This is a genomic window from Pedobacter nutrimenti (assembly GCF_032678445.1).
Classification (GTDB): Bacteria; Bacteroidota; Bacteroidia; order Sphingobacteriales; family Sphingobacteriaceae; genus Pedobacter; species Pedobacter nutrimenti_A.
In genome coordinates this window covers 53,702-66,266 of sequence record NZ_JAVTSQ010000004.1, presented here as the reverse complement: position 1 = coordinate 66,266, position 12,565 = coordinate 53,702, and the positions used below count along the sequence as shown (strand labels likewise).

Genomic DNA, 12,565 nt, shown 5'->3' with positions numbered 1-12,565 from the left:
CTAAATATTAAAATTTCACATTTGCACCAATATTGATAATCCTTTGCTGAGGATAGAACTGTCCACTTTCACTACTGCCCTCAGGGTCATAATCTTTCACCTTTGTGATGGTAAAGAGGTTAAAAGCACTGGCATATAATCTGATACCCGATAATTTTATTTTTGACAGAAAGTCTCCCTTTAAATTATACCCCAACTCTACGTTTTTAAGGCGGAGAAATGCAGCGTTATTTAACCAGAAGGTATTTCGGTATGCCCCACCACTAATCGCATTGGAAGCACGTTCGGTAACCCTTGGGTAGGTACCATTGGGGTTACTCTGGCTGAAGCGGTTATCTGCCCAGCTGCTGTAAAAATTACCCACACTGCCAGCCTCTGGTAACACATATTGACTCACCTGGGCCTGTCCTGAAAAGAGCAGGGAAATATCAAAGTTTTTATAAGAGGCGTTAAAGTTAAAGCCATAGGTAATCTGCGGCGTATTGCCATATTTAGTCCTGGTCATATCATCGGCATTAAGTACGCCGTCGCCATTGTAATCTTCGTATTTCAAATCACCAACCTTAGCGCCTGGAACATGCGGATAACCATCAAGCTCAGCCTGTGTACGGAATAAGCCTATAGCATTATACAACAAATAGGTATTTAATGCCCTGCCGGTTTTACGCTGGTAACTTAAGGTACCTGCAGCCTCATCTATAAAAACAACCTTGCTCTTTGCATACGTAAAGTTTCCAGACACACCCCAGTTAAATTCAGCTCCCCTATGGTTATAACTTAATGTACCTTCAAAACCGGCACTATTTACTTTACCTATATTTTCAGAAGGCACCAGGGGATTGTAATTCTCGGTACCATCATCGAAAGGATTCACGATACCAGATGACCCCGGAAGAGAGGCATTACGCTGGGTAAGAATACTCGACCTTTTTTGCTGGAAATAAATGGCTTCAAGACTGAAGTCCTTCAGGAATACTGCATTCACACCGATATCCAGTTTTTTAGCAACTTCCCAGGTAATATTTGGATTGGCAAGTTTAGTTAAACCTACGCCAGGCTGAATCGTATTCGTAGCACCTGAAACTTGCGGATCCAACGCTACAAAACCATTTCCAACAAGGGTATAATTATCATAATACTGGAATCCTTTTACATTATCATTCCCCAGGGAACCATAAGAAGCACGTAATTTCAGATCATCAAAAAAACCTGTTGCATCTTTAAACCAATTTTCTTTACTGATTCTCCAGCCAGCAGAAACGGATGGAAAAGTTCCATACTGATGCCCGGGAGCAAAAATAGATGATCCATCACGACGCAACTGTCCTTCAAATAAGTATTTCTCGTTATAGGTATAGGCCAATCTGCTGATAATGCTTCGACGCGTATAATTAGAGCTGTAGCCCGAATTCAGGTAATCCGTTGCCGACATTCCACCCTGCGACAATTCCGGAAGTTGGGCAGATAGATAATTAAAGCGCTGTGCATCAAAATATTCTAAATTATTTTTACTTTGCTCATAACCTACAAATGCATTAATATCATGCAAGCCAAAACGTCTCACAAAGTTGAGTTTAACGTTTGAGGTGATCAGGGATTCTCTTTTTTGCGATTCAATAAGCGTGGCTTTATTATTATTTCCACCTACAATATTACTGTTATACAAACCGGTATTAGGGTCGTAAGCATACAGCAGATAAGGTTTATTAAATGCTTTGCTAAAGGTATTGGACTTATCAACCGAAAAGAAACCATCTGCAGATAATCCTTCGATACCTGGGATCTGATAACTTCCTTTCAAAATTGCGTTCACAACTTGAGTCGGATTATTGTTTATTCCCCCAAGATCAGTAACCTGTACTGCAGGGTTGTTATTTTCCAGCCCGCGGGTAGGCAGGCCATTTGGATAATAGGCTGCAATAATTGGTTTTGCCCTGTAAAGTGACCGGAAAATATCGCCAGCATTGGTAATTGGATACTTACGGTCTTCCTCTCTTCCCGATAAAGAAAGACCTATTTTTAAGCGTTTGCTGATATTTGCATCAATATTGGAACGGAAATTATATTGTTTATAAGTAGTTGCCCCATTTTTATACAAACCATTCTGATTGAGCGCACCCAAAGAGACAAAATACTTTACGTCCTCATTACCACCAGTTACGGATAAACTATGTTGACTTTGAGTAGTTACCTTTTTCAATACTGTAGCAATCCAGTCTGTATTTGGGTACAATAACGGATCTGAGCCATTGGCAAATTTCTGAATCTGATCTGCAGTATAGGCTTGATTCAGCCCTCCTGCAGCATTTGCATCATAATTGATCTCATTCATGATTTGAGCATAGGTTGCTGCATCTGCCATTTTAGGTAAACGCGTTGGGGAAGTGTAGCCCTGATTAAAGCTATAATTTACTGTTGGTTTCCCTGTTTTTCCTCGTTTTGTTGTAACGAGTATAACACCATTTGCTGCCCTGTTCCCGTAAATCGCCGCGGAGGCGTCTTTTAATACAGATACACTTTCAATGTCATTTGGATCCAGTCGTTCAAGTCCACCAACCTGCCCAGGAATTCCATCTACAACCACCAGTACACTGTTGCTGCCTGTAGTAGCCAATCCACGAACGGTAATATCAGATTTATCATAACCCGGCTCTCCCCCTCTGTTGTTGATCACTACGCCAGAAAACCGGCCCGCAAGTGAATTAGAAAGATTGGGCTGAGGACTTTTAACCAGATCAGCGCCTTTGATCTGGGAAATAGATCCTGTAACAGTTTCTTTCTTTTGAGAACCATATCCTACAACCATGATTTCATTTAAAGAACGGTCATCGCTATGAAGGACCAGATTGATCATGGTCTTATCTCCGACCACGACTTCTTGAGAAGCAAAGCCAATATAAGAGAATTGGAGGACAGCACCTTTATTAGGAACACGGAGCTGAAAATGCCCCTGGGCATCTGTTGTGGTAGTCAGCGTCGTATTTTTTACCTTGACACTAACTCCTGCCATAGGCAAAGCAGTACCATCTACTACTTTACCTTGTATGGAAACACTTTCCGTCTGCGAAAATGCCGATGGAGCAATAAAGAGGACCATGAAGATCCCCACAATCAATTGAATACTCCTGATAATAGAATATCTGTGATACATAATAAATTTAATTTGAGTGAATACATGTTGAATTAAGGCTGGATGTTCAGCACAGGTCATGTATGTCCTGTTGGGATGTGGTGTAGATTTCGTTTCATACTATATTTGGTTTAGTTGTATTGTTCTTTGCCATGGCGAACCAACACAAAGAACAATGCTAAAATCTGGATATTTATACCATAGTAGTGAGGGGTAAACTCCCAAAAAAGCAGGGGGATTTGAACAGAAAACCGACTATTTATTGTCTTTTGGCTTAATCATCGATTTATGAAGAGAATACTTAGCGTTAAATGTCTTTCTGTATTTTTTAATATAGTCTGAAGGATTCATACCAAACAGTTTATGAAACTGCTCTCTAAAATATCGGGCATCTTTAATCCCCACTCTGAAGGTCGTTTCCTGAACCGTGTATTCTGTGCTGATAAAAAACTCAGCTGCTTTTCTTAAACGGATGAACCGGATAAAACTATTTGCAGACTGGCCCGATATCGATTTAATCTTCACATACAGATTAGATCGGCTCATACCTGTTTCTTCAGCAAGTGTGGTAATACCAAAGTTTGGATCGGTCATGTGCTTCTCTACAACAGCTATACAGCGATCCAAAAATTCTTTGTATTCAGACGAGATCTTTAAATTATCAGCCTTCAGCGTAATTTCGTTATAAAAATACTGCTGCAGATTATTTCTGCTCTTTAACAAGCCCTCCACCCTGGCAACCAGGATTTCTTTTTCAAAGGGTTTACTGATATAATCATCTGCTCCGCACTCAATACCTTTCAATTTGATTTCAGAAGAAGTACTGGCGGTAAGCAGGATGAAAGGGATATGATTCAATGCAGGATCTCCTTTTACTTTTTTACAAAGCTCTACGCCGTTTAGCCCCTGCATAAGCACGTCGCTGATTACAATATCCGGCAGGTAGCGGCCAATCATTTCCAGCCCAAGCTCTCCATTGTCAGCCTCCAGCAAGTCAAATTTGTAATTAAAGATCTGTTTTATATATTGTCTGATCTGCATATTATCATCAATCAGCAACATTGTTTTCTTGTCAGAAGCCAAATCTTCCTGCAGATCTGGCTGAGATAAAGGCATTCCCTCTTCCTCAAATTCTTCACGGAGTTCCTCCAGAATAACAGAACTTTCCAGTTGTTCTTCAAAAAAAAGTTCCTGCCTGAAATGTCCTTTGCCTTTTAAAAATCGCAGATTAAAATCGGTTCCCTCATCTACCTTACTGGTATAACTTACCTTTCCGCCATGACTTTCAACGAAATTTTTGACAAGATAAAGGCCAATTCCAAAGCCTCCTTTAGCATAATTTCTTCTATTTTGAACTTTGTAGAAACGGTCAAAGATCTTTTCTCCCACTTCTGCCCCAATCCCTGTGCCGGTATCTGTAACCACAACATCAACATATCTTTCCTCGTCACGTATAGAAAGTGCTACCCTGCCGCCTTCAGGTGTATGCCTTAAAGCATTAGAAAGGAGGTTAAAAAGGGAAATTTCTATTTTCTCCCGATCTCCAAAAATGCAGATATCATCCTGACTACAGATAAATTCATATTGAACATTCTTCTTCGCTGCCTGATACGTAAAGCATAGAAATACTTCCTGACCAAGTTCAACCAGATTCATTTCAGAAACCTTAAGCTGATCTGCCTGAGTTTCTGCCTTACTGAACAGCAATAACTGATCAACCAGGCTTAACAAGCGTTTAGCATTCCGATAAACAATGTTCAAACTACTTAAATCGGAGCTTTTTTCCTGATCATGGAGCATTTCCTTAACCGGATTGATGATCAGTGTAAGAGGAGACCGGAACTCGTGTGAAATATTCGTAAAAAAAGAAAGTTTATTCTCATGAACTTCTTTTTCCTTTTCTGCTTCTATATGAGCAATTTTGATCTTGTATTTTAATTTAGCCTGGTTTGATTTGTAATGGATAAACGCATAAACGGCCATTCCGGTAACAATACTATAAACACAATAGGCCCACCAACTCTTATACCAGGGAGGCAATATCCTGATATCAACTTTTGCATAGCTGTCATTCCAGGTACCGTCCTGATTAGAGGCTTTCACCTTAAAAGTATAGATTCCAGGACTCAGGTACCGATAGGTAGCAGATTTTTGATATTTTACATAATTCCAGTCTTTATCCAGCCCTTCCAGTTTATAAGCAAACTGTGCTGATTTTGGATAAGCATAATTCAAGGCCATATATTGTATCGAAAATACCGGCTGGCTGGCATCCAGAACAATCTGTTTTGATTCGCTTACATTCTTAATATCACCATTATCACCCTCCTCCTTACCATACAGTTGAAGGCCTGTTATCCTCACTTCCGGCAAATAACTGCTGGGCTTTATCAGGCTTGGGTAAAACAAATTCCAGCCCTCAGTTCCTCCAAAGCACATAAGATCATCCTTCGCGTCATAGATGGCCGAACCTGGATTAAACTGCCCTCCCTGGAGGCCGTTGCTCTCTTCATAATTATAGATCTTATGATTCCTGAGGTCAATGGTAGACAAACCATTATTTGTACTAAGCCATATTTTACCAGACCGCTCTGCTTTGATCGCATAAACGGTATTGTTGGCGAGCCCCTTTTTTTCATTGAATCTGGTCAGCGTCTTTTGGGGAATAGTATAAAGCAATAATCCGTCCCCTTCTGTTCCAATCCATAAATGACGCTGCTGATCTAAATACAAACTTAAAATAATATCACTTGAAGTTCCTGGCTCTCGTTTAGTTTTGAGTAGAAGGGGACGGAACATTTGCTGCCGGATATCAAGATAATTCAGCCCACCACCATACGTACCTATCCAAAGATTGTTATCCTGGTCGTGTTCCAAAGCCCTTACGTCGTTAGAACTAATTTTACTGTTGCTGGTATTGAAATTTTTAAATTTTCGGGTAAGGGGGTTAAAAAGACTCAATCCTCCACCATTCGTTCCCACCCAAATATTTGCCTGCTTATCTTCATGGATAACCCGAACATCATTTCCTCCAAGTGAAGACGGATCAGCTGCATGATGTTGAAAACTAATAAAGCCGTCTGAACGGGGATCATAGAGCAGCAGCCCTTTTGCATAGGTTCCAAACCAGAGGTTGTTTTTACTGTCTTTAAATGCATAAAGAATAGCATGATCAGTTAAACTGTTCTTTTTACCGTCAGCCGTATAATGTTTAAGTATTTTACCTTCTTTAGTCGATTTGTAAATACCATCTCCGTCAGTTCCAAGCCAGAGATAGCCCTCCTTGTCCATGCATATACCATAGTAACGGATATAACTTTCACCATAGCGATCTGTTGTTTTTTTATGAAAGAGCCTGAATTTTTCAGTTGTCTTATTAACCATGTAAACACCGTCGCCATAAGTCCCTGCCCAAAGATTTTTATCTTTATCGATATATAAGTCCTGTACAGATCTGGGGGTAATGTGGAGGCCATTCTCATTAGTTACCTGTTCAAAAACAAATTCAGAAGGATTAGAAACTTTAAATCTATTCAAATCAAGAACGTACAAGCCTCCGTCCTGCAATCCAACATAGAGTTGCCGCTGACTATCCTGAATCACCGAAAGAAAAAAATTGCTTCTCAGCCGGTAGTTCTGGCCATATATAAAATGAAACTTATTGCTTTTACGCTCATACAACCATAAACCACCGGAAGTACCTATCCAAATATTTGCCTCCTTATCGCTGTATATACAGTTGACCCGGGCCGATGTAGAAATAGGATCAGTAAAAATTACCCTTTCTCCAATTTTGCCCTTGTTGATATGGAAAACGTTAATACCCGCATCTCTTGTACCTACCCACAAAAAACCAACAGTATCCTCATAAATATTTAGAATACTGTTACTGGATAAACCTTTCAGGTTATTTGTATTGTAATTTCTAACCTCTTTTCTTTTTTTATCCAGATAAGAGAACCCCGTGCCACTCATGGAAATCCATAAATTCCCCTCTTTATTTTCACTAATGCAAGTAACATCTGCCTTTTTTTGAGGATCAGAAATCAATTTATACCGATTGAAATGCTCCGTTTCAGGATCAAACCTAAACAAACCGTTTCGAGAAGACACCCACAAATCTCCTGAAGAGTCTTTAAATACTTTCTGTACATAATTACCCGGCAATCCTTTCTCTGTACTGGGGTCAAATCTGAATACTTTAAAGGTAGCACCATCAAAACGGTTCAATCCATATGCGGTAGCAAACCACATGAAACTCTTGTTGTCTTGTGTAATACTATTAATAATGCCAAAAGAAAGACCTTCTTTCTGCGTATAATGCATCACCTTTCCAACAGGCGGCTGGGCAAACGTCGTTATTGAAAAAAAACAAAGTAAGAAGATCAGTGCCTTCATTAAGAGAATACGTATATTAAATTTTTACAGAAAACATAGATACCTATTTTATTTCTAATTAAATAAAAATTTAAAATTTGTACAATCCTTAATGATGCACCGCATAAAAAAGCCCGGACTCAAATTTAAGTCCGGGCTTTCTTAAGATCAGGTCTTTCGCTTCTTCTTAAACTTACGTCCGTACCAGATCAGAAAACCGGTTATAGGCAATGACGCACCAATCATCGAGCATAAAAAGGCCAGTACTTTACCTGGGAAACCTAATATACTACCAACATGAATGTCGTAATTCATTTTTCTTAATTTTCCTCCGAAGCCAGCATCAGCATAGGGCGTAGAATAGATGTCCTTGCGTTTTAATTCTTTTAAACTATGCTGGTCAAATGTATATCCCTGGCTATTATAAAACTGACCAGCAGTTGGATAAACCGTAATACCAATGGTAGATTTTTTCTCAGCAGTATCAGGGTACGAATAATAAAAACCCTGAGATTTAGGATGTTTGGCTATGACCTTGCTCCAGGCAATGTCCATAGATTGATCTGGGCTATACCCTTTTTTAACCTGAAGTGTATCCGATTTCAAATCCCTGAATTCGGCCATTTTTTCTCCACCCGTAGTTATCCAATACAAACCCTCACTGTACCAGTTAATCCCGTACACCATTCCGGTCAGGGCAATAGCAAGCAAAAAAATCAAGGAATAAAAACCAAGCACATTATGGAGATCCAGGTTTACCCTTTTAAAGGATGCGCCCCATTTGATCTTAAAGCTCTTGTCTCTTGTGCTTTTGTTCCACTTCTTTGGGTACCACCAGATCAGTCCGGTAATCAGCAGAACAACAAAAACCATAGTCCCATAGTTTACAATTGGCCGCCCGACAGCATAAGGCATCCACAAAAACCGGTGACCGTTTAATACAAACCTAAAGAAATCAGTTTCTCCTTTTTTGCGCACCTCTGCTTTAAGAACCTCTCCGGTATAAGGATTTATTTTTAAGGTTGTACCACCACCTCTCCTGCCTTTTTCATTCGGTTGCTTTAAAAATACATGTATAGCCCGTCCCTGCTGGTATTGAGCATAGGAAATTACCTTCCCAGGATATAATTTCAAAGCAACAGCACTAAGTTGTGAGGGCCTGAGGACAGGCTTGTCCTGTTTTTCTATCTTTGTTTCAGGCTCCAGTAAACCAGTAATTTCCTCATTAAAAACCCATATGCAACCGGTTAAACACACAATCAAAACAATGACACCAGAAACCAGACCGAGCCAAAGATGGAGCCATTTATTAATCCTTGTAAATAAGGAATCCTTGCTTTTCTTTTTCGTTGCCCCATTTTTAGTACCCGGTGCCATCGCTTTGTTCTTAGAATTAGGTCCCATTATTTTATATACTGGATAGCCGTAATTACCCCACCTTCAACTTTTAATCCCTGAGTAGCAGTTTGGCTGGAGGCATCTATCTTATAAACATAATTAGCAGCGCCCTTCATGTTCACTCCGATATAGGCCAGCTTGCCGTCTTTTGGTGTATAATTATTGGTCGTAATACTTTCGATATTGGCTTCAGAAGGCAATCCGGTTACTTGCTTAAAGGTTTTGTCTTTCACATTCACAATCGCTATAGTTTTTCCTGTAGAATAAGCGCCCCTTTGCGCTTTTAGGATCGCATTAACAACAAAATTATGATTGCCTATATAAAGCCAGTCGGTAATTACATAGCCCCCGGAAATCGCTTCGAAATCATAAAAATAACTCCGGTCAAATTCTGTAGTACCAGCAGTAATTCTGGTGATTGCAGAGGGCTTTGTGGAACTTAAAACACTCTTTGTGGTGGCCACAGAAGAAGAGAAAGCATATACATCCCCATTTTCTACTACGGCTAAACCATCGGTCATATATCTTCCTATAAAACTGGTCCTGTCGTCTTTAATCACTTTTTCCAATTGCATTTGCGGATAAGAGTACACCGCAATCCATGCCTGATCAGGATAGGCCGTACCAAATGAATCACCGCAACATCCTTTTATAGAAAAATAAGGGGCATATACTTTATTGCCAACTTGCTTAATCCAGCTAAAATGTGCCGTTTCCCCATTATTGGAAAGGGTCTGCGTATTTACGGTTCCTTCACCGGTAATCAACAGACTATTGGTATTGATACGATACCAGTTCGACAATGGATTGGTAATATTTCTCGAAATCTTCACCAGCAACAGATCGTCATTAACCGGCGTAAATGCCTGAACGGTTTCCGTTTGGAAATTTGACAGCTTATTGATCCTACCATCCAGAATGTTATAAGTCGTTACTGCTCCAGGATTACCCTGGCCATACAACATACTAAAGAACTTATTATGACTTGTTACATAGTAGCGGTAAGTCCCATCTTGTTCTACACCATTTCCAGCTGTAGATATGGTGCCTTTTTCTAAATCACCAGCAGTGAGCAGGTAATCTGCAACACCAGTAGAAGCCACAGGGGTTACCGCCAGAATATAGTTCCCAAGATTTTCGGCTGCTCTGTCTTTTTTTGTACAAGAGCTGAGCATGGCTGCAAAAGCCAAAGTTCCGAATACTTTAGTTATAGTTGCTTTCATATTAATTGTTGTTATTTTTATTAATGAAATACCTCAGGTTCAAATAGAACCCGCGGCTTGGTTTCTGTAAACTGAAATTATCGTAAAGAAGCGCATCTGTAATGTTTTTTGCTTCAAGCCCAATATTATAGCGGCCTTTCTCTAAACTATAGACCAGGTTGATATCGTGTGACAACTGTTTAGGAACTACATATTTACTCCCATTGGAACTGCTGCCACCACGACTTGGCCAATACAACCAGAAAGCATGTACATACAGCAGATTATAGCCTATATTCAAATTATTGCCTTTTTTACCCACATTTTTGAAGGATACAGACACATCACCATTACCAAACAGATATGGAATATTAGGCATTTGATCTAAATATACCGCGCTCTCCGTAGTGTATTTTTCGCCAGTATTTGGATTGATCTCATACTTTTGAAGGTTCTGCAAATATTGATAAGTTACCGTCGTCCCTGCCGTAAACCAATCCTTGTAGGAATATCTGATCTCTCCGTCCACACCCCAGGTACGAACACCATCTCTGTTGTCCGCAATCAGTTTAGATTGATTACTGTTCAATCGGTTATAAATAAAATTGTCAGACTTTCTATAAATAGCATTGGCAGTAACCGAAAAGTTGTTGATCTTATTTATTGAAAAGCTGTAGCTCATTCCAAGGTTAACATTATCACTCTTTTCCGGTTTCAATGCAGGGTTTCCCTCCTGGTTCTCTACGTCACCAAATATCTCCTGTGCTTCGGGCATACGGTTGGTCAACTCATACGATGCTTTAAGCTGCAGGTTTGGTGTAAAGAAATAAGTTAAGGCAGTACCATATCCGAGTTTTTTCATAGCCGTTTGGTCCGCATTTCCACTCCCATCAATGTTGTTCTGATAGATATATTTACCGAATACCGTAGCTCCGAGTTTATTTTTGATTTCGAAGTTATAGCCAAGACCTAAAATATTCTTGTTGGTCTTTTTTGTTTTTTCATATTCAGCGTTCGCCGGGTTCAGTTCATCACTTCCCTTTCTATTAAAAGTCGTAAACACATTACTTAAGGCCAGAGACTGATTTTCAGCCAGTTTATAATTGAACATGGCCGTTGCCAGACCATTGTTGTTCTTGTATTTGTATAAACTTCTGGAACGTTCTCCGTTGGAACCGTTTGGCTTGCTGTTGCCATACCAATCATAACGTACATTCATGGTGTCAATATTTTGCTCCTGTCCAAGGTTATAATTCGCATTAACCGTTACATCAAGGCCTTCAATTAAATTGGTCTTTTTGTATTTTAAAGAGGGCATCACAATATTTCCTTTTCTATGCCATCCGCCAAATACAGATACCATGCGGGCCCCGGTCTGTATCTCTTTATAATTCTGGCCCATAGTTATACCCAGCAATAATTTATCAGCATAACTTTTGTCAACCACCCCAACATTTGCAATCACCGTTTCATTGTGATAGGTATCATGGAACCTTTTTAGAGTTGCTTTAGGAGCATATGCACCCGTATAGATATCCGAAGCTTCTACTTTTACTTTATAGTTGTTGTCCGAATAATTCTGAAATGCATTCAGTTGAAAGGTCAATCCACCTTTTGTCGTTGCTGCTGCATTTACCACACTCCTGTGCGTGTTAAAAGATCCAAAGGAATAAGAGGCATCAACATAGTTACGATAGCGATCACCAGTAACGATATTAATAGCACCACCTAAAGCATCAGACCCCAACCACATAGGTACCACACCCTTATAAACTTCTACACGGTCTGCAATATTAATAGGGATGTTGTTAATTTGAAATGAAGAACCAAAATTATCCATCGGAATCCCGTCAATAAAGTATTTGATGTGATTGCCGGAAAAGCCATTCAGCGAAAGGTTAAAATTAGACCCAACTCCACCTGATTCACGGACACGTATACCCGCTACACGATCTAATGCACCGGAAATATCAAGTGTCGTATTGTACAGCTTTTTAGCATCTATAGCCGTAACATTATAAGCCTGCTGGCTGGTTTCCTGCACTGCTGTACGTCCGAGAACAGTAACTTCAGATAAATCATTTTTATCTTCTTCCAGAGAAAACACCAATGAATTTTTGCTTTTCAAAGGAAATTCGATATTTTGTGTAACATCCCTGAAACCAATGAAAGTAATCCGGATCTTATAAACCCCGGCCGGTACATCAGAAAGTTGAAATTTACCATTCTCATCAGTCACTGCATTTTTTTTACCTGGTGATAAAAAAACACCGGCCCCAGGTAATGGCGCCCCACCATTACCCTTCACTAATCCAGTTACTGTTATTTTTTGCTGCGCTTTTACAGGCACTACACTAAAAAGAAAAGCCAGTGTAATGAGCAATGCATAGACCCGTTGAGATAAATATTGCATATTTTAATTGTTCTTATTTAGACTAATTATTAATTTGTGGCAAAA

Annotated in this window: 5 protein-coding genes; all 5 read right to left on the bottom strand. The window is 39.7% G+C overall.

What is annotated here, in order from left to right; all coding sequences use genetic code 11:
• Positions 1-7 precede the first annotated feature (7 nt).
• Positions 8-3,151 carry a TonB-dependent receptor gene (locus R2S08_RS07855; protein WP_316834642.1) on the bottom strand — a complete coding sequence of 1,048 codons (3,144 nt, stop codon included), beginning with the start codon at positions 3,149-3,151 and terminating at the stop codon, positions 8-10.
• Positions 3,152-3,385: 234 nt separating this feature from the next.
• Positions 3,386-7,528 carry a two-component regulator propeller domain-containing protein gene (locus R2S08_RS07850; RefSeq protein ID WP_316834641.1) on the bottom strand — a complete coding sequence of 1,381 codons (4,143 nt, stop codon included), beginning with the start codon at positions 7,526-7,528 and terminating at the stop codon, positions 3,386-3,388.
• Positions 7,529-7,675: 147 nt separating this feature from the next.
• Complete coding sequence (locus R2S08_RS07845; protein WP_410479520.1) at positions 7,676-8,884, bottom strand: PepSY-associated TM helix domain-containing protein; 1,209 nt, start codon at positions 8,882-8,884, stop codon at positions 7,676-7,678.
• A 26-nt stretch (positions 8,885-8,910) separates the two neighbouring features.
• A complete protein-coding gene (locus tag R2S08_RS07840) occupies positions 8,911-10,128 on the bottom strand; it encodes a DUF4374 domain-containing protein (protein ID WP_133784122.1) in 1,218 nt (405 codons plus the stop codon).
• Position 10,129: 1 nt separating this feature from the next.
• Positions 10,130-12,520, bottom strand: a complete 2,391-nt coding sequence (locus tag R2S08_RS07835; protein WP_316834639.1) for a TonB-dependent receptor — start codon at positions 12,518-12,520, stop codon at positions 10,130-10,132.
• Between the last annotated feature and the right edge of the window lie 45 nt (positions 12,521-12,565).